The organism is Brevundimonas sp. Br13, assembly GCF_055391505.1.
On the sequence record NZ_AP044008.1, the window covers coordinates 2,327,739 to 2,349,670 of the forward strand.

Here is a 21,932-nt window from a genome sequence, read left to right on the forward strand (position 1 = left end):
TCGACAGGCGATCCCTGTCGTTCTGCCTGCCTATCGCAAAATCAGGGCCGGAATGGAACCGTCGATCACGCAGGGCTGAAAAGGATTTGCGGCCGGACTTTCGCCCAGCCGCGATCGAAAAAATCAGAGCGCCGAGTCGAGCACGCCCTTCATCCAGCGCGGATGCTCCAGCACGCGGCCGCAGCCGATGGCGACGCAGGACAGCGGGTCGTCGGCCACCGAGACCGGCAGGCCGGTGTGGTCGCGAATCTCGACATCCAGGCCGCGCAGCAGGGCGCCGCCGCCCGTCAGCATGATGCCCTTGTCGGCGATGTCGGCGGCCAATTCCGGCGGGGTGGCTTCCAGCGCGACCTTCACGGCCTCGATGATCTGGGTCACCGGCTCGGCCAGGGCTTCGGCGGCCTGGCGTTCCGAGATACGGACCTCGCGCGGCACGCCCTGCATCAGGTCGCGGCCCTTGACCTCGATCGACAGGCCTTCGCCGTCGGCCGGGATGCGGGCGGTGCCGATGTCCTTCTTGATCCGCTCGGCGGTCGTTTCGCCGATCAGCAGATTATGGTTGCGACGCATATAGCTGATGATGCTGTCGTCCATCTTGTCGCCGCCGACGCGGACCGAACGCGAATAGACGATGCCCGACAGAGACAGCACGGCCACCTCGGTGGTGCCGCCGCCGATATCGACGACCATGGAGCCGGTCGGCTCGTGGATGGGCAGGCCCGCGCCGATCGCGGCGGCCATCGGCTCGTCGATCAGGCCTACGCGGCGCGCCGAGGCGTTCAGGCAAGAATCATTGATCGCGCGACGCTCGACCGCCGTGGCGCCGGACGGCACGCAGACGATGATCTTCGGGTTCACGAAGCCCTTGCGGTTATGCACCTTGCGGATGAAGTGTTTGATCATCTCTTCGGCGACTTCGAAGTCGGCGATGACCCCGTCGCGCATCGGGCGGATGGCTTCCATGTGGCCGGGCGTTCGGCCCAGCATCTGCTTGGCCTCAATGCCCACGGCGTGAACGATCTTGCGTCCGCCGACGTTGCGCAGGGCCACCACGGACGGCTCGTTCAGGACGATGCCCTTGCCCTTCATGTAAATCAGGGTGTTGGCGGTGCCCAGGTCCATCGCGATGTCGTTGGAGATCGCGCCGAAAAGGGAAAAGCTCATGGGAATCGATACCGTTGTTCTTTGACCGAGGGCGTCAGTTTCGCAGTCGACCTGGCGACGCCCCGCCGTCCTGACATCCCCTTGCCGGACAGCTTCCTGATCGTCTTCGCCACGCCTACCGCTGGCCCGTGTGCCCGTATGAAACAGGGAATACAACCCCCTTCGCGTACCGGACACGCGTTCACCCCCAGGCCTGTGTAAGCTTGGCGCTCCGGGCCGTTCACGATAGCGTCATGAGGGGGAAGGACTCCCTGTGAAACATCCTGCCGGCGCTTGCCGCAACGTCAGTCCCCACGCGCCTTTTCGCGACGCCTCACCCACTCCCGGACCCCCAGCATTAGACCCAACCAGGCCAGGGCCACGCCCGCCAGGATGGCCGAGGTCCAAACCCCGTCGCCGCTGACGGCCGTCATGAAGGAGCCGCCGAAAAAGGCCACAAGCGCCGTCTTGGGCAAAACCCCCAGGGCGCATCCGGCCAGGAAGCCGGGAAAGGACGCCCGCGCCGCGCCAAAGGCCATGTTGACCACGATGAAGGGCGCCGAGGGCACGTTGCGGATCATGAAGCTGGCGTAGAAGGCGTTCTGCCCCACGAACCGGGTCAACCGCCCGACCGTCTTTCCGCCGTGCCGCTCCAGCACCCGCGCGGTCGGCCCGCGCCCCATCCAATAGGTGACGGCGGCCGAGGCGACCGTGGCGATCCAGCTGTACAGAAACCCGAACCAGGGCCCAAAGGCCACCACGCAGGCGGCGATCAGAATGAACTGAGGCGCCCCGAAGAAGGCTGCGACCGTGAACACGATCACGGCCGCCGGCAGGCCCCACGGCCCGTGCCGGAATCCGCCCAGCCAGGCCTCCAGCCGCGCCTCGGCGTCCAGCCCCAGCTGGCTCTTACCCACGGCGAACAGAGCCGTCATCGCGCCCAGAACGACAACCGTCGCCAGCACGGCGCGCCAGCGCCGCGCCTCCATATTGGACAGGAAATCGAGGATCCAGCGCATCAGACGCGCCGCTTATCACCCCGGCTGTACATTAGCGAGCCTGGGCGGATTGTCCCGGCGGGCCTGCGCGCGTAAGGAACCTCGCCCTCCCCGGCGACAACCTTCCAAGACCGATGGGATTCCCATGTCCAGCCTGCAATCTTCCGCCCTCGCCCGCGTCAAGCCTTCGGCCACCATCGCCGTGACCGCCCAGGCCCGGAAGCTCAAGGCGGAGGGCCGCGACGTGATCGGCCTCGGCGCCGGGGAGCCGGACTTCGACACGCCGGAGAATATCAAACAGGCCGCCATCGACGCCATTAATCGCGGTGAGACCAAATATACCGACGCCGACGGCATGCCCGAACTGAAGAAGGCCATCGTGGCCAAGTTCGCCCGCGAGAACGGCCTGACCTACGACGTGTCGCAGATCCACGTCGCCCCGGGCGGCAAGCCGGTCATCTTCAACGCCCTGGTCGCGACCCTGAACCCCGGCGACGAGGTCATCGTGCCTGCTCCCTACTGGGTCTCCTATCCCGACATGGTCCTGCTCGCCGGGGGCGAGCCCGTGACCGTGGTCGGCGAGGAGAAGGACGGCTTCAAGCTGCGCCCCCAGGTGCTGGAGGCCGCCGTCACGCCCAAGACCAAGTGGCTGATCCTGAACAGCCCCTCCAACCCGACCGGCGCCGCCTACACCCAGGCGGAGTTGCTGGCCCTGGCCGAGGTCCTGCGTCGTCACCCCCACGTCTGGGTGCTGACCGACGACATGTACGAGCACCTCGTCTATGGCGACTTCGAATACACCACCATCGCCCAGGTCGCCCCCGACCTGATCGACCGCACCCTGACCGTCAACGGCGTGTCCAAGGCCTATGCAATGACCGGCTGGCGCATCGGCTACGCCGGCGGCCCCAAGCCGCTGATCGACCTGATGCGCAAGGTGGCCAGCCAGACCACCTCCAACCCGACCAGCATCAGCCAGTGGGCGGCGGTCGAGGCCCTGAACGGAACCCAGGACTTCATCCCCGAGCGCAAGGCCGCCTTCGAGAAGCGTCGCGACCTGGTCGTCTCGATGCTGAACCAGGCGACGGGGATCACCTGTGCTGTGCCGGAAGGCGCCTTCTACGTCTATCCGTCCATCGCCGGCCTGATCGGCAAGACGACGGAATCGGGCGTGGTCATCGACGGCGACTCGACCTTCGCCGCCGAGCTGCTGAACGCCGAGGGCGTCGCCGTGGTCCAGGGCGAGGCCTTCGGCCTGTCACCCTATTTCCGCATCAGCTACGCCACCTCCGACGCCGTGCTGGAAGAGGCCTGCACCCGCATCCAGCGCTTCGCCGCCTCGCTGCGTTGATTTTTCAACCGGACGGACGCCTCTGTGTCCGTCCGGATCAACGGCCCCAGGTCAGGCCGTGACGCGAGGCGACAGTCGGGCTCCGTCGCCGTCCGGTTCGTTCGGATCGCCCAGCTCCCCTTGCTCTCGCGCCCTGCGGCCATAGACCCATTCGAACAGCGGCGACGCCATAAGGGTCGTGATGATGGCCATCAGGACCAGGATGGAGAACAGGGCTGGGCCGATGACGCCGCGCTGAAGTCCGATATTGATGATGATCAGCTCCATCAGCCCGCGCGCGTTCATCAGGGCGCCGATCCCCATGGCCGTGGCGTTGTCCTGGCCCGTCAGCCGGGCGGCCGCCCAGCAGGCGCCCCCCTTGGCCAGGACGGAGCCGGCCAGGATCACCAGGGTGACGGCGGCCAAACCGATATTGTCCACCATCGTCAGCTGCGTATTGAGCCCCGAAAAAGTGAAGAACATCGGCAGCAGAACCAGAACGGCGAAAGGCTCCAGCTGACGTTTGATCTCCGCCGTCAAAAGGCCGCGCGGCATGGCGACCCCCAGGATGAAACCGCCGAAGACCGCATGGATGCCGACGGCGTCCATCGCCCAGGCGCTGAGCATGAACAGGATCAGGACGACGCCCAATACGCTCGGTCCGACGCGCCCCTCCCGCTCTGCGATCCGGCCTAGGGGCGCCAGAAGCCGGGGCCCCAAGGTCATCATGAAAAGGGCGAAGGCGCCGCCTCCGGCGATCGCCACCACCGCCACCATCGGGCCGGCGCCGAAGCTGGCCAGGACGATCGCCAATACGCACCACGCCCCGGCGTCATCGATGGCGCCGGCGGCCAGAGACAGCGATCCCAGCCTCGATCCGCTCAGGCCGCGTTCGTGAATGATGCGGGCCAACATGGGAAAGGCGGTGATCGAAATGGCCGCGCCCATAAACAGCATGGCCTGCCAGGTCACGATTCCCTCGCCGAACAGGCCAAGACTCAGTAGCCAGGGCGCGATGGCGACCGCGACCAGAAACGGCGCCGCCATACCGGCCAGCGACACGGCCGCCGCGCTGGTCGCATGGGCGCGGAAATGATCCCGGCGAAAACCCAGCCCGACCAGGAACATGTAGAGACCGACGCCCAGCTGGGCGCCGACGAACAGGATGGACCGCGACTCCTTCGGAAACAGGGCGGCCTGCAAGTCGGGAGCCAGAAGTCCGAAAAGGGACGGCCCCAGGATCACGCCTGCGATCATTTCGCCGACGACCTGCGGCTGACCCAACCAGCGCTTGGCCGCCCATCCCACCACCCGGCAGGCGGCGATGATCACCGCCATCTGCAGGAAAAAGGCGACACTCAGCTCCGCATTGGTCATGCGATGATCCCTCCCCAGGGCGCGCCGTTATTGAGAACGATCACAGGTCGCTCACCCTAAACACCCTCGTCGCCTATTCAAGGCTCCCCGCAGACCTAGGTCGTCTTGATCAGGGCCGGCTGGCCATGCCCAGCTTAACCGGCTTGGCCTCCTCGTTCAGGGTGCCGCGCTTGACGCCCCAGAGCAGGATGATCGGCGCGCCGACATAGATGGACGAATAGGTGCCCACGATGATGCCGAACATCAGGGCGATCGAGAAGCCGAACAGGGCTTCGCCGCCGAACAGGGCCAGGGCCGCCAGCACCATGACGGCGGTCACGCCGGTGATGATGGTCCGCGACAGGGTCTCGTTCAGCGACAGGTCGATCACCTCGCCCAAAGGCATGGTCTTGTACTTGCGCAGGTTCTCGCGAAGCCGGTCGAACACCACCACGGTGTCGTTCATCGAATAGCCGATGACGGTCAGGATGGCGGCGACCATGTTCAGGCTGAACTCCAGGCGGAAGACCACGATCAGGCCGAAGGTCAGCACCACGTCGTGCAGCAGGCCGATCACGGCGCCGAAGCCGAATTGCGGCTCGAACCGGAACCAGATGTAGAGGAACATCAGGCCGATAGCGACGGCCAGGGCCAACAGGCCCGAGGTGAACAGTTCGCCGGACACCTTGGACCCGACCACGCTGACGCCCGAATACTGCACCTCGCCGACCGTGCCGCTGATGGCGCGCTCGACCTGGTTCACCACCTGGGTCTGATCGCGGCCTTCCGGCACCTGGAAGCGTAGGATGGCGGTCGAGCCGTCATCGACATTGGTGTCGCGCCGGGCGATGCCCTGCACCTGGACGTCGCCCAGGTTCAGACCGTTCACCGCCTCGCGCACCCGGTCCAGCTCGATGGTCTGGCCGGCGGGCTTGGACACCTCCATCGAGGCGCCGCCCCGGAAGTCGATGCCCATGTTCAGGCCGGGCACGAAACAGCCCACGATCGAGGCGATGCACAGCACCACCGACAGGACGGCGGCGTACCGGGAGTATTTGACGAAATGGAAGTTCGTCTTCTGCGGCAGCAGTTTGATGAGGGGCCATCCACGCATCGCCATTACTCCGCGATCGGCAGTTTTTTGGGCTTGGCGGTCTTGAGCCAGTAGGCCAGCAGCACCTGGGCCACCAGAACCGACGAGAACACCGAGGTGAAGACGCCGATGCTCAGCGTCCAGGCGAAGCCGCGTACCGGACCGGCGCCGAAGACGAACATGATCGCCGCCGCCACCAGGGTGGTGACGTTTGCGTCCAGGATCGTGCCCCAGGCCTTGGAGAATCCGGCGTCCATGCTGGCGATCACGCTGCGGCCCGCCCGGGCCTCGTCGCGCATCCGCTCATAGATCAGCACATTGGCGTCCACCGCCACGGCGAAGGTCAGGATCAGACCCGCGATGCCCGGCAGGGTCAGGGTCGCCTGGGTCAGCGACATGGCCGCCACGATCAGCACGCCGTTCAGGATCAGGCCGACCACCGAAACGCCCCCGAACAGGAGGCCGTAGGCCAGGATCATGAAGACCACGATGATGGCGAAGCCGACGGCGGTCGATAGGGCGCCTGCGGCCACGGCGTCGGCGCCCAGTTCGGCGGTCACGGTCCGGCGTTCCTCGACGTTCAGCGGCGCCGGCAGGGCGCCCCCGTTCAGCAGGTTCACCATCGTCGCGGCTTCCTGGATCGTGAACTGGCCTTCGATGATGCCCGATCCGTTGGTGATGGCGCTGTTGATGCGCGGCGCGGATATGACCTTGCCGTCCAGGATGATGGCGAAGGGTTTGCCGATATTGGCCGAGGTCGCCTCGCCGAAGCGGCGGGCGCCGGCGCCGTCGAAGCGGAAGCCGATGGCGGGGCGGCCGCTCTGATCGGCGTCGACCGAGGCCCGTGTCAGGTTTTCACCCGAGACCAGAACCCGCTTCTTGACCAGATAGGGCGTGCCCTGTTCATCGGTCAGCAGTTCAGCGTCCGGCGGCACGCGACCCGCCTGGGCCTCCGTCACCGAATTCTCAGTGTCCACCATCTGGAAGGTCAGTTGCGCCGTCTGGCCGATGACCTCCTCCAGCCTGCGCGGATCGCTCTCGCCCGGCGCCTGGACCACGATCCGGTCGGCGCCCTGGCGGGTGATCGAGGGTTCGCGCGTACCCAGGCTGTCGATGCGGCGACGGACGACTTCGATGGACTGATCGACCGCCGTCGATCCCATGCCGGCCAGGGCCGCGTCCGTATAGGCGAATCGGACCCGGTCCGAACCGACGCGGCTGGCCGTCCGTTCGACCTGGCCGGACGGTCCCGGCGCGCCGGCGAGGCGGCGCAGGGCTTCAAAGGCGGCGGTCTGTTTCGCCGGGTCCGCCAAAGCGACCACGACGCCGCCCGCCTCGCGCTGGAGGCCGTTGGTGGCGATGCCCTCGCCGTTCAGGGTCACCCGCACGTCCTCGATCAGATTGGTGACGCGCTTCTCGCGCATCGCCGGCACGTCCACCTCGAGCAGCAGATAGGAGCCGCCCTGCAGGTCCAGCCCCAGGTTCAGGGCGTTCTTCGGCAGCCAGCCGGGCAGCGCCTCCCGCTGAGCCGGGCTCAGCAGGTTGGGATAGGCCAGCAGGCAGCCGATGATCGCCGAGGCGACGACGAGAATGATTTTCCAGCGCGACAGCTGAATCATGAGGACAGTCCAGGTTCAGCGATACGCTTCGGGTCTCAGGCCTTGGAGTCGTTGGCGGCGACGGCGGTGCGGTTGCGCACCTCGGCGATCATCGCCTTGACGACGCGGATATTGACGCTGGGCGCGATCTCGACATTGACCTCGGCCTCTTCGACGCGGGTCACCTTGCCGATGGCGCCGCTGGACAGGACCACCGTGTCGCCGCGCTTCACGGCGGCGATGGCGGCCGCATGTTCCTTGGCGCGCTTCTGCTGCGGACGGATCAGCAGGAAGTAGAACAGGATGAAGATGGCGACGATCGGCAGGAACTGCATGATCACGGCCATCATGCCGCCGTCAGCTGGGGCGCCCATGGGGTCTCTCCGAACACAAGGCGGGGCGGCCCTCGTCGGCGCCCCCATTAAAACGAGGCGCGGAACCTAGGGCCGCGCTTCGCGGATTGCAACGTAACGAACGATCAGCGCGGCAATACGCTCAGGGGATCGACCGCCACGGGGTCGTCGCCGCGCATCTGGCGGGTCTCGAAATGGATCGACGGGCGGCCGTCCCCGGCGGTCAAACCCACGGTGCCGATCTGCTGACCCGCGCGCACGTCGTCGCCGTCCTTGACCGTGGCCGAGCCCAGATGGCCGTAAACCGTGCGCCAGCCGCCGTTGTGCACGATCAGCACCGTCAGGCCCTGGCCCACCAGATCGTCGCCCACATAGGCCACGCGCCCACCGGCCGCCGCCACGACCGAGGCGCCGGCCGAGGCGCCGATATTGATCCCATTGTTGCGCTCGCCCATGCCGACCGGACCGAACCGTCTCAGGATGTCGCCCCGCACCGGCCATTGCAGGGCGATGGTTCCGCCTGCGACGGGCGTCGTCGCCGGACCGGGCGCGCTCTCGACCGGCCGCGTCTGGACCGGCCGCGTCTGGGCCGGCAGGGCCGGATTGCCCGAGGGCGGCGGCGGGGGCGGCGGAACCACCCCCGAGTTCGGCACCAGCACACCGGCCGGCGACGGCCCCGTGGCGTAGGGATCGCGTCCCGTGTCCACGGCGGAATCGGGCAGAATGATTCTTTGACCGCTGGTGATCGCGCCGCGCGGCCCCAGCCCGTTCAGGTCGATCAGGGTTTGAACCGGCGTCTGGAACCGCCGGCCGACGCCCGAGATGGTGTCGCCCGGCTGGATCACATAGGCCGCGCCCGGCGTCACCACGGCGGGCGGCGAAGATGGGGCGGGCGTCGCCGGATAGGTCGGCTGGGCCGGCGTGACCGAAACCGGCGGCGGCAGGGCCCCGCCGTCGATCGAGCCGACCGGCGCCGTCGCCGGCGGCTGCTGATACGGTTGGGCGGGGGTCTGCGGCTGGGCCGGCTGACCATAGGGGCCCTGCTGAGCCTGCGGCTGGGCGCCTCCGGCAGGAACAGGGCGCGTCGAATACTGCGGCTCGGACGGATAGGTCATACAGGCCGCTGCGCTCAGCGACGCCGCCAAGATCACAACCGCTCTCATTCCGCCCGACATCACCTGCACCGGCCGCTCCTTACGTGGTTAAATCCGCCCGCCCGGTTTGCCCGCTCGCGCCGCCCAAGCCAAGCCCGCAATCGTCGCCAAAGTGGGGCGGGAAGGTTAACGGCCGTCCAGACCCTCTCCCGCTTGCGGGAGAGGTGGCCTGGCGTCCGCGCAGCGGACCAGGGTCGGAGAGGGAAGTTTTCTTTCAAGAAGCATGACTTCCCCCATCGTCAGGCGTGTCGCTTCGCGCCACGACCTGACACTTCCCCCGCAAGCGGGGGAAGGTCTCACCCCTCCTTCGCCGTCCCCTCGACCAGGGGCACGAACCGCACTTCCGTCAGGCTTTCGCGCCGGAACGAGCCGTCACCTTGCCCCACATAGCGGTGCAGGATCTGCACCGAGGTGCGGCCCACCGGCGCCACCAGAACCCCGTTTGGCTTCAGCTGTTTCAACAGTTCGGTCGGCTCGCCCGGCGATGCGGCCGTCACCATGATCCGGTCGAAGGGCGCCTGTTCGATCCAGCCCAGGCCGCCGTCTCCGTGACGGGTGATGACGTTCTCGATCTCCAGGGCGCGCAGACGCGCCTCGGCCTCGACCAGCAGACTGCGATACCGCTCCACCGAATAGACATAGCGCGCCAGCCGGCTCAGCACCGCGCACTGGTAGCCGCTGCCGGTGCCGATCTCCAGCACCCGGTGACGGGGCTGGACGTCCAGGGCCTGGGTCATCAGGCCGACGATATAGGGCTGGCTGATGGTCTGGGCGCAGTCGATCGGCAGGGCCTGGTCTTCCCAGGCCTGATCCAGGAATTTTTCGTGCACGAAGACCGCGCGGTCGATGCTCTCCATCGCGCCCAGCACCCGGGGGTCCGTCACCCCCTGCTGGCGCAGCGACAGGATCAGCCGTCCGGCGCGGTCGTCGTGCAGGTTCATGCCGCCTTCACCGTCTTCGGCGGCGCCCCGCCCAGCACCTTTTTCAGGTCATGGACGCTCGGCATGTGGGTCAGGTCGATGTGCAGAGGCGTGACCGAAATCCGCCCCGCCTCGATGGCCCTCAGGTCCGTGCCCTCGGCATGCTCCTGCTTCTCGCCGCGGAAGCTCATCCAGTAATAGTCGCGCCCCCGCAGGTCAGTGCGGCGCACCGCATGCATCTCGCCCACGTCGCGGAAGCCTTGCGTCGTCACCTCGATCTGCTCGACCCGTTCGGGCGGCAGATTGGGAAAGTTCAGGTTCATCACCACGCCCGGCGCCCATTTCTGGTCCAGCAGACGCGAAATGATGGCCGGGGCGAAGGCTTCGGCCGTCTCCCAGTGGGCGACCACCTCGTCATGGAACCTTTCCAGGCTCTGGCTCAGGGCGATGGAGCGGATGCCGAAGGCCATGCCTTGCAGCGCCCCCGCCACCGTGCCGGAATAGCTGACGTCCTCGCCGATATTGTGCCCCCGGTTCACCCCGGACAGCACCAGGTCCGGCTTCTCCGGCATCAGATCGTTGACCGCCAGGATGACGCAGTCGGTCGGCGTCCCCGTCACCGAGAACCGCCGCTCGCCATGCTTATGCACCCGCAGCGGCTCGGTCAGGGTGATCCCCCGCCCCTTGGCCGACTGTTCGACGGCGGGGGCGCACACCCAGATGTCGTCGCTCAGGGTGCGCGCGATCCGCTCAAGGGATTCAAGACCTTCCGCCTCGATCCCGTCGTCGTTTGTCAGGAGGATACGCATCAGCCTACGAACTCGCGACCGCTCATATACGGCTGCAGCACCTTCGGCACCGCGATCCGCCCGTCGTCCTGCTGATAGTTCTCCATGATCGCCACCAGGGTCCGACCGACCGCCAGCCCCGACCCGTTCAGCGTATGGACGAACTCGGTCTTCTTCTCGCCGGCCCGCTTGAACCGGGCGTCCATGCGCCGGGCCTGGAAGTCGCCGCAGTTCGAGCAGCTGCTGATCTCGCGATAGGTCCCCTGGCTGGGCAGCCAGACCTCCAGGTCGAAGGTCTTCTGCGCCGAGAAGCCCATGTCGCCCTTGCACAGCAGCATCCGCCGGAACGGCAGCTCCAGCGCCTTCAGCACCGCCTCGGCGCAGGCCGTCATCCGCTCGTGCTCGGCGTCGGAGTCTTCCGGCCGCGCGATCGACACCATCTCGACCTTGGAGAACTGGTGCTGGCGGATCAGCCCGCGCGTATCCCGCCCCGCCGACCCGGCTTCAGCGCGGAAGCAGGGCGTCAGCGCCGTCATCCGCATCGGCGTGGCGAGGTCGTCCTCGGACAGGATGGTCTCGCGCACGAGATTGGTCAGGGAGACTTCGGCGGTGGGGATGAGCCAACGGCGGCTTTGTGCCTCACTGGCTTGAAGCTTGAAGAATGCCTCTTCAGCTTCGATCCAAGCTCGCTCTCCCAACGCCGAATAAACTTCAGAGTAGCCGTTCTCATCAATTTCGATGGGGCCGTTGTTGCGCTCATAGTCAGCAACGAGTTGATCATAAACGTCGCCAGCATCAATGCCGCGTGACTTGATCATTTCGTACTGGTCCCGGAAGGACAGCCCCGTTTGGAATAGATCTGGCCGGAACTTCGGCCATTGTCCCGTACCGAACATCGCCTCGTCCCGCACCAGCAGCGGCGGGTTCACTTCCAGATAGCCGTGCTGGTCCGTCTGCAGGTCCAGCATGAACTGGCCCACGGCCCGTTCCAGCCGCGCCAACTGCCCCTTCAGCACCGCAAACCGAGCGCCCGACATCTTCGCGGCCGCCTCGAAGTCCAGCATCCCCAGGGCCTCGCCCAGGTCGGCGTGATCCTTGGCCGGGCCGCCTTCGCGGGGCGTGCCCCAGCGCGAGACCTCGACATTGCCCGCCTCGTCCTCGCCGTCCGGCACATCCTCGGCCGCCAGGTTCTTCAACCCCGCCAGCAGGTCGCGCAGGTCCTTGCCAACGCGCGCCTCGATCTCGGCCGCCGCCGCGATATCGCCCTTCAGCGCCTCGACCTCGGCCTTCAGCCGGTCGGCCTCGGCCATGTCCTTCTTGCCCATGGCGGCGCCGATCAGCTTGGAGGCGGCGTTGCGCTTGGCCAGGGCGTCCTGGCCCGTGGTCTGGGCGTGGCGCAGTTCGGCGTCCAGCCGCAGGATGTCCGCCACCAGCCCGTCGGCCTGATCCACCCCGCGCGACGACCAGCCCGCGACATAAACCTGCGGGTTTTCGCGAATGGCTCTGATGTCGTGCATGGTCTGAAACTTCGGCTGGGCGGGAGAAGCCGAACGCTCTACCCGCCTGCGCGGTTAGGGGCAACGGCGGCGGGGCGGTTCCCCCTCCACCACGCTTCGCGCGGTCCCCCTCCCCAAAAGGGAGGAATGCGATGACCGAAATCCTCCCCCTCTGGGGGAGGTGGCGCGGCGCGCAGCGCCGCGACGGAGGGGGCCGGCCCGTTTTCTGTGGACGTCGGTTCGGAACCGCGTGGCGAATCACCCGGACTGGGGCAAGTTGGCGGCATGAACGCTCAGGTCGCCTCTTCAGAACTTCAGGGCCGGACGGCCCCGGCCGACCATCCGGAGCGGCAGTATCTGGACCTGCTGCGCGACATTCTGGACAAGGGCGTGCGCCGCGACGACCGCACCGGCACCGGCACCCTGGGCGTCTTCGGCCGCCAGATGCGGTTCGACCTTTCCAAGGGCTTCCCTGTCCTGACCACCAAGAAGCTGCACCTGCGCTCCATCATCGTCGAACTGCTGTGGTTCCTGCGCGGCGAAACCAACATCGCCTATCTTAAGGAGAACGGCGTCCGCATCTGGGACGAATGGGCCGACGCCGAGGGCGAACTGGGTCCGGTCTACGGCAAACAGTGGCGGTCCTGGGCGGCGCCGGACGGCCGCGTCATCGACCAGATCGAGAAACTGGTCCATGGCCTGAAGACCAATCCCCACAGCCGCCGCCATATCGTCACGGCCTGGAACCCGGCGGACGTCGACGACATGGCCCTGCCGCCCTGCCACTGCCTGTTCCAGTTCTTCGTGGCGGATGGGAAACTGAGCTGCCAGCTGTATCAGCGCAGTGCCGACGTCTTCCTGGGCGTGCCCTTCAACATCGCCTCCTACGCCCTGCTGACGATGATGCTGGCCCAGGTGGTCGGGCTGGAGCCGGGCGAGTTCGTCCACACCTTCGGCGACGCCCACCTGTATCTGAACCATTTGGAACAGGCCGAGCTCCAGCTCACACGCGAACCCTTGCCCCTGCCCGTGATGAAGATCGCGCCGAAGGACGATCTGTTCGCCTTCGAACTGTCGGACTTCACGCTGGAGGGCTATGAAGCCTGGCCGCACATAAAGGCCGAAGTGGCCGTCTGATGGATTTCAAGAGTCTGCAGGCCGACGTCCTGCGCATCTCCGACCTCTACGCCGCCAATCACGGCATTGATCGCGACCGGGACTGGGCCTTGCTGAAGCTCCAGGAAGAGCTGGGAGAGCTGACGGCTGAACATCTGCGGCTGTCCGGTCGGGCGCGCGGCGCGGGCGACGCCGAGGCCCTGCGCGACGAGGCGGCCGATGTTCTGGGCATGCTGTTGATCTATTGCGCGGGCGCCGGGATCGACCTTGAAACCGCGATGCGACGCAAATGGCTGAAGTGGCTGGAGCCTGCGGCATGACCGGGCCCGCTCGGATCGCCCTGGTCGTGGCCCGCGGCCGGAACGGCGTCATCGGCCGGGACGGCGACCTGCCCTGGCGGCTGCGTTCGGACCTGCAGAGATTCAAGGCGATCACTATCGGAAAGCCCTGCCTGATGGGGCGCAAGACCTGGGAGAGCCTGCCGCTGAAGCCCCTGCCCGGCCGGCTGAACCTGGTCCTGACCAAGGACGAGTCCTATGAGGCCGACGGCATGGCCAAGGGCGCCGTGGTCTGCTCCAATCTGGACGAGGCGATCGAGATCGCGCGCGAGACCGCCGAGGAGGACGGCGTGGACGAGATCTGCATCATCGGCGGCACGGCCCTGTTCGCCGCCGCCCTGCCCCGCGCCCGCCGCCTCTATATCACCGAGGTCGACGCGGCCCCCGAGGGAGATGCGGTCTTTCCGTCGTTCGACGAAACAGCCTGGGTTGAAGTATCTTCCGAAACCCATGCGGCGGGCGAGAAGGACGACCACGCCTTCACCTTCCGCGTTTTGGATCGTCGTTAGGAGCCCCTCATGTACGTCGCCACCACCAATGACCTGCCCGGTTTTCGCGTCACCCGCCACATCGGCCTGGTGCGCGGCGTTACGGTGCGATCCCGCAACGCCATTTCCGACGCCATCGGCGGCGTCCAGTCCATGCTGGGCGGCCGGGTCGGCGCCTATGTGAAACTGGCCGAGGCGGGGCGTCAGGAAGCCTATGACGAACTGGTCAAACACGCCCAGGCCCACGGCGCCAACGCCATTCTGGCCGTCCGCTATGACGCCACCGAGATCATGCCGGGCGTGACCGAGGTGCTGTGCTACGGCACCGCCGTGATCGTCGAGCCGGCCTGACCTCACTGAGACCTGACCGGCTCGACGCAGCCGGTCAGGACAGGGTCATCAGGTCCGAGCGCTCGAAATTGCGCAGTTCCTCGGTGCGCCCGTCCCGAATCTTCTGCACCCAGTGCGGATCGGCCAGCAGCGCGCGGCCGACCGCCACCAGATCGAACTCCTCCTTCTCCAGCCGGCGCACCAGACCGTCCAGCGAGGCGGGTTTGGAGCCTTCTCCACCGAAGGCCGCGATAAATTCGCCGTCCAGCCCGACCGAGCCGACGGTGATGGTCGGCTTGCCCATCAGCTTCTTCGTCCAGCCGGCGAAGTTCAGGTCCGACCCCTCGAACTCCGGCTCCCAGAAGCGGCGCTGCGAGCAGTGGAAGACGTCGACCCCGGCGTCCGACAGGGGCGTCAGCCATTCCACCATCTGGTCCGGCGTCTCGGCGATCCGGGCGGCGAAGTCCTGCTGCTTCCATTGCGACAGGCGCAGGATGACGGGGATGTCGTCGCCCACGCCTTCGCGCACCGCCTTGACCACCTCGGCGCCGAAGCGCGCCCGCTCGGCGATGGTCGGCCCGCCCCAGCGGTCCTCGCGCACATTGACCCCGCCCCAGAAGAACTGGTCGATCAGATAGCCGTGGGCGCCGTGGATTTCGACGGCGTCAAAGCCCAGCTCCCGCGCCGCGCGCGCAGAGCGACCGAACGCAGCGATGGTGTCGGCGACGTCTTCTTCGGTCATCGGCTCATACTTGGCCTTGCCCGGCGCCGTCAGGCCTGACGGACTGTCCACCTTGCCCAAGGGCGTCCAATCAGCACCCTGCCCCCGCGCGGATCCGACGTGCCAGATCTGCGGCGCGATCAGGCCTCCGGCGGCGTGGACCTCGTCCACCACCGTCTTCCAGTGCGGCAGGGCCTCGCCGTGGAAAACGGGTACATTGACGTCGTTGCGGGCGGCGGGACGCTCCACCACCGTGCCCTCGGTCACGATCAGCCCCACACCGCCCTCGGCGCGGCGGCGGTAATAGCCGGCCACATCGGACGTAGGGACGCCGTTCGGGGAAAAGGACCGCGTCATGGGCGCCATGACGATGCGGTTGGGCAGGGTCAGTCCCTTGACCGTAAAAGGGCGAAACAGGGCGTCGACGCTCATTGGATCTCCTCGCGAAATGGCAAGGGTGAAGGTGGCGAATAGAGTTGCGTTTGAAAACCCCACGCCCTGAAGTTTCTACAACCCCAGAGAATCCGCCACTTGCTCGGCGATCACAGCGAACCGCACCGCGATCGCGCCTTCGGGATCCGAGACGACCACCGGCCGCCCCGCATCTCCGCCCTGGCGCAGAGCCGCCTCCAACGGCAGATCGCCCAGGAAGGGGACAGACAGGCGCTCCGCCTCGGCCTTGGCGCCGCCCTGTCCGAAGACGTCGCCGCTCATGTTTTCAATGAGGCCCAGCGTCGGCACATTCACCTTCTGGAACAGGGTGTGCGCCCGCCGGGCGTCGGCCAGAGCCACCTCCTGCGGCGTGGAGACGATGACGGCGCCGTCCAGCGGGGTCCTCTGGATCAGGGTCAGTTGCACGTCGCCTGTGCCGGGCGGCAGATCGACCACCAACACGTCCAGCGGCGCTTCGGCCGCGCCCCATCGGGTCTGGGTCAGCATCTGGGTGATGGCCTGGGACGCCATCGGCCCGCGCCAGATCATGGCGTCGTCCATCCTGGTCAGCAGGCCCACAGACATCGCTTTCAGTCCATGCGCCTGGTGCGGCACCATAGCCCCGTCCTCATAGGCGGGCTGGCCGCTGATCCCCAGCATGGTGGGCAGCGAGGGACCGTAGACGTCGGCGTCCAGAATCCCGACAGACAGCCCCCGTGCAGCCAGGGCTGCGGCCAGATTGACGGCCACGGTGGACTTGCCCACCCCGCCCTTGCCGCTGGCGACGGCCAGCACGCGCCGGACATGGGCCGGACGGTCCGTAGGGACCGGCGCCTTGGGGCGTCCCTGATCCACAGCGGCCTTCGAAAGGCCGGCGGTGCGCGCGGGCTTGCCGAGCCCGGGCTTGGCCTCCGCCGTCAGGATCACCGAGACCCGGTTCATGCCGGGGATGGCCTTCAGCGCCGCCTCGGCCGCGTCCCTGACGGGGGCGTAGGTCGCGACCAGACTGCGGTCCACCTCCAGGGCGAAGCCCGCCCGATCCTCGGCCACGACCAGCCCCTGCACCAGGCCCGAAGCATGGAGCCCCTGGCCCGAAACCGGGTCCTTGACGGCGTCGAGCGCGGCGATGACGGCGGAACGTTCGACCAAGACGGTCTCCACAAGACTTGCAGGCGATAAGGGGCGCGTTCTATCGCCCCTGGATGCCGCCCGCGAGCCTCGATTTGTCCAAGCCGCCGTTAGTCACCCTGATCGCCGGCCCCACCGCCTCGGGAAAATCCGCCCTGGCGTTGAAGATGGCGCGCGAGACCGGGGCGGTCATCATCAACGCGGACAGCCAGCAACTCTACGCCGACCTGCGCATCCTGACCGCCCGCCCCTCGCCGGAGGACGAAGCTCTGGCCGACCACCGACTCTATGGCGTCGCTGACGCGGCTGAGGCCTGGTCGGTCGGACAATGGAGCCGGGCCGCCCTGACCATTCTGGACGAACTGCGGACGGAGAATCGCCCCGCCGTCCTCGTCGGCGGCACGGGCCTTTATTTCGCAGCCCTGACCCGTGGGCTGGCCGACATTCCTCCGGTCCCCGCCGCCGTGCGCGACCAGATCGAGGCGGACTATCTGGCGCAAGGCGAGGCTGCGTTTCGCGCCCGGCTCGCCGACGTCGACCCCCAGGCCGCGCAATCCATAGAAGTCGGCGACCGCCAGCGCCTGGTGCGGGCCATGAGCGTCCATTCCGCCAGCGGTCGCTCGCTGACAGACTGGAAGGCGCGGACCCGCCCGCTTCTGGAGCCCGGTTCATGGACGGGCCTCGTGCTCGAACCGGATCGCGCGGTCCTCTACGCCAACTGCGACCGGCGCGTGGATACGATGGTGGAAACGGGGGCCCTGTCCGAAGTTCGACGCCTCATCGCGCGCAATCTTTCACCCGCCCTTCCGGCTTTCAAGGCGGTGGGCGTGCGCGAGCTCGCCGCCCATGTCGCCGGCAACCTTGAGCGCGAGCCGGCCGTCGCTGCGCTGAAGCAGGCCACACGGAACTACGCAAAGCGGCAGCTGACCTGGTTCCGAAACCAGACGCCGGACTGGCTTCGGCTCCCCGGCGCCTGACGACGGGGCTTGGAAACCGCCCAGGCCACGCCTATATTCGCGTCGTTCGGCTTCGGCCGGACTATGGCGATAAAGGCGCCTGTAATAAGCGGACCGGACCCGGGTGCGATTCCCGGCGGCTCCACCATTTCTCCCTGCGTTATCGGCGGAGGCAGTATGGGGCCGACTAGCATCGACGGACGTGTAAAGAGGATTGCTTTCGCTCGTCCTGGCCCACCGTATCGGGCCATTTTCTAACTGCGAACGATAACTTCGCTGGAGAAGTCGCTCTCGCCGCGTAATGCGGTTCGGGTGATTTCGAACCTTAAGTCCTAGGGGTTCAGATCCCTGGGCGGGGCCTGTCGGGAGCCTGGCAACAGAATCCCGGCGCTTATCCCGCACATCCTGCGTCTTTACCTCATTCACATCTTTCGCCCACGCGCCTGCGCCGCTATCAGTCGCGCTTAATTGCGAGGTGACGATGACCGACCAGACCCCTCCGGTCGATGAGATGCAGTACGAGCGGCTGGCGCACGAGGCTTTGCGCGGCGTGATCCGGTCTGCGCTCGATCATGTGGCCGCCGAAGGTCTGCCCGGCGCGCATCACTTCTACATCACCTTCAAGACCCGGGCCGCCGGCGTCAGCATTCCTGCGGACATGCTGACCAAATATCCCGATGAAATGACGGTGGTGTTGCAACACCAGTATGAGGATCTTCAGGTCGAGGCCGACCGCTTTTCCGTGAAGCTCCGCTTCGGCGGCGTGCCTCGCACCCTCGCCATGCCCTATACGGCGGTGACCCGCTTCTACGATCCCAGCGTCCAGTTCCTGCTGCAGTTCGAAGAACCCGAGATCGTCGAGAATGTGGAAGACGCCACGCCGCCGGAAGATCCGGCGCCGACGTCCGACGGTCCGAAGGTCGTTTCCCTGGACCAGTTCCGCAAGAAATAGCGCCTTCCCTCACCCCGTCCTGGCGCTAAGCTCCCGTGTAAGGGATGTGGATGAGGACGTGCGATGGGTCGGTGGACCACGGCGGCGGTCGTAATGTTCAGCCTGGTCGTCCTGGGCTGTTCGGCCCAGGCGCAGAACCGGTTCGACGGCTGGGCCTCCGCCGTCATAGCCGCCGACTGGCGCGACAGCGACGGCCGAGCGATCACCGCCTTCGACAACGCCCAACGCGACCTGTCCAAGGCCTTTCAGCGAGCCGGCTTCGATCCGGCCTCCATGGTCAGCGTGAGCCTGCGTCCGGACGTCGCCGCGCCGGTGGAGGCCGAGGACAGCCTGCGTCGGTTTGCCGAGGCGGCTGAACGGGCGACGCGCGGCTGCCTCTTCTACGTCACCTCCCACGGCTCTCCCGAAGGCCTGGTTTTCGGACCGGAGGCGACGCTGGCTCCAGAGGATCTGATCCCTGTCTTGCGTCAAACCTGCGGCGATCGTCCGACGGTCGTGGTGCTGTCCGCCTGTTTCTCGGGCGTCTTCGTCGACGGCCTGAAGGGACCGAACCGCATGGTCATGACCGCCGCCCGGCGCGATCGCTCCTCATTCGGCTGCGCCGCCGACGCCCTCTATCCCTATTTTGATGAATGCGTGCTGGACGGCCTGAAAACCGCGCCGGATTTCATCGCCCTGTCCCGCGCCGCCACGTCTTGCGTCGCCGCGCGCGAACAGGCGGAGGGGCTCTCTCCGGCCTCAGAGCCTCAAACGGCGATCGGCGCGAACATGCAACTGCTTTTGCCGACGCTGCGGTTCAGGCCCTACGAGGATAGGATCGGATCGTAATCCGCTCGCGCTCGCCTTCCCGCCGCTCCACGAGAAGACGGGCCACCTGGCTGTCGTCGTGGAACAGATAGCCCTTGATCGAGTCGAGCAGGGCCTTGGCCAGGTTGTCGAGGTCCATCCACGGGGGTTCGCCGACATGTTCCATGCGGATTTCGACCACATGATCGCCCCAGGACGGCCGCGACGCCCACTCCTTGCGCATGAACTCATAGACCAGCGGCTTGTAGTATTTGGCCTGAGTGGTCAGGCCGTCGATGACGATCTCGACCGCCTCGCCGTCCTCGCGGGCCCGCACCTTGCCGGTTCCGATCCAGCCGACGGTCATCGGGTGCAGACGGACGGCGCGGCGTCCAGCAAACGGGCGGAACGGATGACGACCGGCGGCGTCAGCTGCTCTTCGGCGTTCGCAGGCATCTTCTGGATGCGGCGCGCCACATCCAATCCCTCGATCACCCGGCCGAAGGCGGCGAATCCCTGGCCATCCGGATTGCGGGCGCCGCCGAAATCCAGACTGGGGGTGTCCTGGGTCACAATGAAGAAGCTGGACGTCGCGCTGTCCGGGCCGTCGCGCGCCATGGACACGGTCCCCGCGAGATGACGCAGTCCTGTGTCCCGAGTCCGCTCCAGCGGAATGGGCGGACGGGCGTCGTCGTCGCTCCCCCGCGGCGTCGCCGCCTGGATGACGTCGATCGGGTTCGGGTTGGCCGTATTGGTCTCGCGCACCACGGTGCGGAAGAAGGACCCGTTGTCATAGTCGCCGAAGACGACGTAGCTGATGAAGTTGCAGGTGCTGATCGGCGCCGCTTCGGCGTCAAGGGCCAGAACGATTCGCCCGGCCGTCGTGTCCAGGGCGACGCGCGGTCGAGGCTCTTCAGCGGGAAGTCCGGCGCATCCCGCCAGCATCAGCAGAGTCGCCGTTAGAATATGCTTTGGTCCCATGGCCGCCTCGCCTTGCCCTGCTCTTCTCTCGTGCTACACCGCCGCGCATACAATCGCCACGCCTGAGAGCCTTGTCCGCGCATGAGCAACGTCCGCACTGAAACCGACACCTTCGGCCCCATCGAGGTCGCCGCCGATCGCTACTGGGGGGCCCAGGCGCAACGGTCTCTGGGCAATTTCAAGATCGGCTGGGAGAAGCAGCCCCTGCCGGTCGTGCGGGCCCTGGGCATCGTCAAGCGCGCCGCCGCCGAGACCAACCGCGACCTGGGCAAGCTCGACCCCGCCCTGGCCGACGCCATCATCCAGGCCGCCAACGAGGTCATCGAGGGCAAGCTGAACGACCACTTCCCCCTGGTCGTCTGGCAGACGGGTTCGGGCACCCAGTCGAACATGAACGCCAATGAGGTGATCTCGAACCGCGCCATTGAAATCCTGGGCGGCGAGATGGGCTCCAAGAAGCCGGTCCACCCCAACGACCACGTCAATATGAGCCAGTCGTCGAACGACACCTATCCGACGGCCATGCATGTGGCCTGCGCCGAACAGGTCGTCAACGACCTGATCCCTGCGCTGAAGCACCTGCACGCGGCCCTGGACGCCAAGTCGAAGGCCTGGGCCCACATCATCAAGATCGGCCGCACCCACACCCAGGACGCCACCCCCCTGACCCTGGGCCAGGAGTTCGGCGGCTACGCCCAGCAGGTCGCCAACGGCATCGAGCGGATCGAACAGACCCTGCCCAAGCTGATGGAACTGGCCCAGGGCGGCACCGCCGTCGGCACCGGCCTGAACGCCCCCATCGGGTTTGCCGAAAAGGTCGCCGCCCAGATCGCCCAGATCACAGGCCTGCCCTTCACCACCGCCCCGAACAAGTTTGAGGCCCTGGCCGCCCACGACGCCATGGTCTTCAGCCACGGCGCCATCAACACGGTGGCCGCCTCGCTGTTCAAGATCGCCAACGACATCCGCTTCTTGGGGTCCGGCCCGCGTTCGGGCCTGGGCGAGCTGGCCCTGCCGGAAAACGAGCCGGGCTCGTCGATCATGCCCGGCAAGGTCAATCCGACCCAGTGCGAGGCCCTGACCCAGGTCTGCGTCCAGGTGTTCGGCAACAACGCCGCCCTGACCTTCGCCGGCTCGCAGGGGCATTTCGAGCTGAACGTCTACAACCCGGTCATGGCCTACAACTTCCTGCAGTCGGTCCGACTGCTGGCCGATGCGGCGATCAGCTTTACCGACAACTGCGTCGTCGGCATCGAAGCCCGCGAAGACAATATCGCGCGCGGCCTGAACAACTCGCTGATGCTGGTCACGGCCCTGAACGGCAAGCTGGGCTATGACCTCTGCGCCAAGATCGCCAAAACCGCGCACAAGAACGGCACCACCCTGCGTGAAGAGGCTGTGGGCGGCGGCTATCTGACCGACGCCGAGTTCGACGAGGCGGTCCGGCCCGAGAAGATGATCTCGCCGGGCTGATG

Annotated in this window: 23 protein-coding genes and 1 other RNA gene; 10 read left to right on the top strand and 14 right to left on the bottom strand. The window is 66.9% G+C overall.

What is annotated here, in order from left to right; genetic code table 11:
• Positions 1-123 precede the first annotated feature (123 nt).
• On the bottom strand, positions 124-1,164 hold the full coding sequence (locus ACZ5M6_RS11385; protein WP_054765854.1) for a rod shape-determining protein: 1,041 nt from the start codon (positions 1,162-1,164) through the stop codon (positions 124-126).
• 284 nt (positions 1,165-1,448) lie between these two features.
• Positions 1,449-2,162, bottom strand: a complete 714-nt coding sequence (locus ACZ5M6_RS11390) for a TVP38/TMEM64 family protein (RefSeq protein WP_054765855.1) — start codon at positions 2,160-2,162, stop codon at positions 1,449-1,451.
• 124 nt (positions 2,163-2,286) lie between these two features.
• On the opposite strand from ACZ5M6_RS11390, the gene ACZ5M6_RS11395 reads away from it, so the two are divergent.
• On the top strand, positions 2,287-3,492 hold the full coding sequence (locus tag ACZ5M6_RS11395) for a pyridoxal phosphate-dependent aminotransferase (protein ID WP_409614343.1): 1,206 nt from the start codon (positions 2,287-2,289) through the stop codon (positions 3,490-3,492).
• A gap of 51 nt (positions 3,493-3,543) precedes the next feature.
• On the opposite strand, the gene ACZ5M6_RS11400 is transcribed toward ACZ5M6_RS11395, so the two are convergent.
• The 8 genes from ACZ5M6_RS11400 to serS form a co-directional block, all read right to left on the bottom strand.
• Positions 3,544-4,848: a cation:proton antiporter gene (locus ACZ5M6_RS11400; protein WP_152950324.1), complete on the bottom strand. Its 1,305-nt coding sequence runs from the start codon at positions 4,846-4,848 to the stop codon at positions 3,544-3,546.
• 109 nt (positions 4,849-4,957) lie between these two features.
• Positions 4,958-5,947: a protein translocase subunit SecF gene (secF, locus tag ACZ5M6_RS11405; RefSeq protein ID WP_464158681.1), complete on the bottom strand. Its 990-nt coding sequence runs from the start codon at positions 5,945-5,947 to the stop codon at positions 4,958-4,960.
• On the bottom strand, positions 5,947-7,539 hold the full coding sequence (secD, locus tag ACZ5M6_RS11410; protein ID WP_464158682.1) for a protein translocase subunit SecD: 1,593 nt from the start codon (positions 7,537-7,539) through the stop codon (positions 5,947-5,949). The genes secF and secD overlap by 1 nt, the downstream gene beginning before the upstream one ends.
• Before the next feature lie 35 nt (positions 7,540-7,574).
• A complete protein-coding gene (yajC, locus tag ACZ5M6_RS11415; RefSeq protein WP_054765860.1) occupies positions 7,575-7,892 on the bottom strand; it encodes a preprotein translocase subunit YajC in 318 nt (105 codons plus the stop codon).
• Between the two features lie 104 nt (positions 7,893-7,996).
• Positions 7,997-9,046, bottom strand: a complete 1,050-nt coding sequence (locus ACZ5M6_RS11420) for a peptidoglycan DD-metalloendopeptidase family protein (RefSeq protein WP_321208062.1) — start codon at positions 9,044-9,046, stop codon at positions 7,997-7,999.
• Positions 9,047-9,321: 275 nt separating this feature from the next.
• Positions 9,322-9,966, bottom strand: a complete 645-nt coding sequence (locus ACZ5M6_RS11425) for a protein-L-isoaspartate(D-aspartate) O-methyltransferase (protein WP_054765861.1) — start codon at positions 9,964-9,966, stop codon at positions 9,322-9,324.
• Positions 9,963-10,754 carry a 5'/3'-nucleotidase SurE gene (gene surE, locus ACZ5M6_RS11430; protein WP_191554015.1) on the bottom strand — a complete coding sequence of 264 codons (792 nt, stop codon included), beginning with the start codon at positions 10,752-10,754 and terminating at the stop codon, positions 9,963-9,965. The genes ACZ5M6_RS11425 and surE overlap by 4 nt, the downstream gene beginning before the upstream one ends.
• On the bottom strand, positions 10,754-12,250 hold the full coding sequence (gene serS, locus ACZ5M6_RS11435) for a serine--tRNA ligase (protein WP_054765863.1): 1,497 nt from the start codon (positions 12,248-12,250) through the stop codon (positions 10,754-10,756). The genes surE and serS overlap by 1 nt, the downstream gene beginning before the upstream one ends.
• Positions 12,251-12,514: 264 nt before the next feature.
• Here serS and ACZ5M6_RS11440 point away from each other — a divergent pair, with 264 nt between their 5' ends.
• From ACZ5M6_RS11440 to ACZ5M6_RS11455, 4 genes are read left to right on the top strand one after another with little or no spacing between them, the layout of a single operon-like run.
• Complete coding sequence (locus ACZ5M6_RS11440; protein ID WP_054765864.1) at positions 12,515-13,366, top strand: thymidylate synthase; 852 nt, start codon at positions 12,515-12,517, stop codon at positions 13,364-13,366.
• Positions 13,366-13,665 carry a phosphoribosyl-ATP pyrophosphohydrolase gene (locus tag ACZ5M6_RS11445; protein WP_464158685.1) on the top strand — a complete coding sequence of 100 codons (300 nt, stop codon included), beginning with the start codon at positions 13,366-13,368 and terminating at the stop codon, positions 13,663-13,665. The genes ACZ5M6_RS11440 and ACZ5M6_RS11445 overlap by 1 nt, the downstream gene beginning before the upstream one ends.
• The gene (locus ACZ5M6_RS11450) at positions 13,662-14,192 is read left to right on the top strand and encodes a dihydrofolate reductase (RefSeq protein WP_054765866.1); all 531 of its coding nucleotides are present in this window, start codon (positions 13,662-13,664) and stop codon (positions 14,190-14,192) included. Before ACZ5M6_RS11445 ends, ACZ5M6_RS11450 begins: the two co-directional genes overlap by 4 nt.
• A gap of 9 nt (positions 14,193-14,201) precedes the next feature.
• Positions 14,202-14,522: a YbjQ family protein gene (locus ACZ5M6_RS11455; RefSeq protein ID WP_054765867.1), complete on the top strand. Its 321-nt coding sequence runs from the start codon at positions 14,202-14,204 to the stop codon at positions 14,520-14,522.
• A gap of 34 nt (positions 14,523-14,556) precedes the next feature.
• On the opposite strand, the gene ACZ5M6_RS11460 is transcribed toward ACZ5M6_RS11455, so the two are convergent.
• Both ACZ5M6_RS11460 and ACZ5M6_RS11465 read right to left on the bottom strand, forming a co-directional pair.
• A complete protein-coding gene (locus tag ACZ5M6_RS11460; RefSeq protein ID WP_183215396.1) occupies positions 14,557-15,654 on the bottom strand; it encodes an NADH:flavin oxidoreductase in 1,098 nt (365 codons plus the stop codon).
• 75 nt (positions 15,655-15,729) lie between these two features.
• Positions 15,730-16,803: an Mrp/NBP35 family ATP-binding protein gene (locus ACZ5M6_RS11465; RefSeq protein ID WP_191557991.1), complete on the bottom strand. Its 1,074-nt coding sequence runs from the start codon at positions 16,801-16,803 to the stop codon at positions 15,730-15,732.
• Between the two features lie 74 nt (positions 16,804-16,877).
• On the opposite strand from ACZ5M6_RS11465, the gene miaA reads away from it, so the two are divergent.
• The 4 genes from miaA (at position 16,878) to ACZ5M6_RS11485 (ending at position 19,518) form a co-directional block, all read left to right on the top strand.
• A complete protein-coding gene (miaA, locus tag ACZ5M6_RS11470) occupies positions 16,878-17,759 on the top strand; it encodes a tRNA (adenosine(37)-N6)-dimethylallyltransferase MiaA (protein WP_370866399.1) in 882 nt (293 codons plus the stop codon).
• Positions 17,760-17,764: 5 nt separating this feature from the next.
• Positions 17,765-18,130: a transfer-messenger RNA gene (ssrA, locus tag ACZ5M6_RS11475) on the top strand.
• An 89-nt stretch (positions 18,131-18,219) separates the two neighbouring features.
• A complete protein-coding gene (locus ACZ5M6_RS11480) occupies positions 18,220-18,690 on the top strand; it encodes an SspB family protein (RefSeq protein WP_182713053.1) in 471 nt (156 codons plus the stop codon).
• Positions 18,691-18,753: 63 nt separating this feature from the next.
• Positions 18,754-19,518, top strand: coding sequence for a C13 family peptidase (locus ACZ5M6_RS11485; protein ID WP_054765870.1), 765 nt, complete (start codon positions 18,754-18,756; stop codon positions 19,516-19,518).
• On the opposite strand, the gene ACZ5M6_RS11490 is transcribed toward ACZ5M6_RS11485, so the two are convergent.
• Together ACZ5M6_RS11490 and ACZ5M6_RS11495 are read right to left on the bottom strand one after the other, a co-directional pair.
• Positions 19,487-19,843, bottom strand: a complete 357-nt coding sequence (locus ACZ5M6_RS11490) for a RusA family crossover junction endodeoxyribonuclease (RefSeq protein WP_054765871.1) — start codon at positions 19,841-19,843, stop codon at positions 19,487-19,489. The genes ACZ5M6_RS11485 and ACZ5M6_RS11490 overlap by 32 nt on opposite strands.
• Positions 19,840-20,457: a peptidylprolyl isomerase gene (locus ACZ5M6_RS11495; RefSeq protein WP_464158689.1), complete on the bottom strand. Its 618-nt coding sequence runs from the start codon at positions 20,455-20,457 to the stop codon at positions 19,840-19,842. The genes ACZ5M6_RS11490 and ACZ5M6_RS11495 overlap by 4 nt, the downstream gene beginning before the upstream one ends.
• Before the next feature lie 81 nt (positions 20,458-20,538).
• Here ACZ5M6_RS11495 and fumC point away from each other — a divergent pair, with 81 nt between their 5' ends.
• Entirely contained in the window at positions 20,539-21,930 is a 1,392-nt protein-coding gene (gene fumC, locus ACZ5M6_RS11500) for a class II fumarate hydratase (protein WP_152950333.1), read from the top strand.
• Positions 21,931-21,932 lie beyond the last annotated feature (2 nt).

Bases quoted from the DNA above. Each gene is read 5' to 3' on its own strand.
- ACZ5M6_RS11385 (WP_054765854.1), bottom strand. From the start codon at position 1,164: ATGAGCTTTTCCCTTTTCGGCGCGATCTCCAACGACATCGCGATGGAC.
- ACZ5M6_RS11390 (WP_054765855.1), bottom strand. From the start codon at position 2,162: ATGCGCTGGATCCTCGATTTCCTGTCCAATATGGAGGCGCGGCGCTGG.
- ACZ5M6_RS11395 (WP_409614343.1), top strand. From the start codon at position 2,287: ATGTCCAGCCTGCAATCTTCCGCCCTCGCCCGCGTCAAGCCTTCGGCC.
- ACZ5M6_RS11400 (WP_152950324.1), bottom strand. From the start codon at position 4,848: ATGACCAATGCGGAGCTGAGTGTCGCCTTTTTCCTGCAGATGGCGGTG.
- secF (WP_464158681.1), bottom strand. From the start codon at position 5,947: ATGGCGATGCGTGGATGGCCCCTCATCAAACTGCTGCCGCAGAAGACG.
- secD (WP_464158682.1), bottom strand. From the start codon at position 7,539: ATGATTCAGCTGTCGCGCTGGAAAATCATTCTCGTCGTCGCCTCGGCG.
- yajC (WP_054765860.1), bottom strand. From the start codon at position 7,892: ATGGGCGCCCCAGCTGACGGCGGCATGATGGCCGTGATCATGCAGTTC.
- ACZ5M6_RS11420 (WP_321208062.1), bottom strand. From the start codon at position 9,046: ATGTCGGGCGGAATGAGAGCGGTTGTGATCTTGGCGGCGTCGCTGAGC.
- ACZ5M6_RS11425 (WP_054765861.1), bottom strand. From the start codon at position 9,966: ATGAACCTGCACGACGACCGCGCCGGACGGCTGATCCTGTCGCTGCGC.
- surE (WP_191554015.1), bottom strand. From the start codon at position 10,754: ATGCGTATCCTCCTGACAAACGACGACGGGATCGAGGCGGAAGGTCTT.
- serS (WP_054765863.1), bottom strand. From the start codon at position 12,250: ATGCACGACATCAGAGCCATTCGCGAAAACCCGCAGGTTTATGTCGCG.
- ACZ5M6_RS11440 (WP_054765864.1), top strand. From the start codon at position 12,515: ATGAACGCTCAGGTCGCCTCTTCAGAACTTCAGGGCCGGACGGCCCCG.
- ACZ5M6_RS11445 (WP_464158685.1), top strand. From the start codon at position 13,366: ATGGATTTCAAGAGTCTGCAGGCCGACGTCCTGCGCATCTCCGACCTC.
- ACZ5M6_RS11450 (WP_054765866.1), top strand. From the start codon at position 13,662: ATGACCGGGCCCGCTCGGATCGCCCTGGTCGTGGCCCGCGGCCGGAAC.
- ACZ5M6_RS11455 (WP_054765867.1), top strand. From the start codon at position 14,202: ATGTACGTCGCCACCACCAATGACCTGCCCGGTTTTCGCGTCACCCGC.
- ACZ5M6_RS11460 (WP_183215396.1), bottom strand. From the start codon at position 15,654: ATGAGCGTCGACGCCCTGTTTCGCCCTTTTACGGTCAAGGGACTGACC.
- ACZ5M6_RS11480 (WP_182713053.1), top strand. From the start codon at position 18,220: ATGACCGACCAGACCCCTCCGGTCGATGAGATGCAGTACGAGCGGCTG.
- ACZ5M6_RS11485 (WP_054765870.1), top strand. From the start codon at position 18,754: ATGGGTCGGTGGACCACGGCGGCGGTCGTAATGTTCAGCCTGGTCGTC.
- ACZ5M6_RS11490 (WP_054765871.1), bottom strand. From the start codon at position 19,843: ATGACCGTCGGCTGGATCGGAACCGGCAAGGTGCGGGCCCGCGAGGAC.
- ACZ5M6_RS11495 (WP_464158689.1), bottom strand. From the start codon at position 20,457: ATGGGACCAAAGCATATTCTAACGGCGACTCTGCTGATGCTGGCGGGA.
- fumC (WP_152950333.1), top strand. From the start codon at position 20,539: ATGAGCAACGTCCGCACTGAAACCGACACCTTCGGCCCCATCGAGGTC.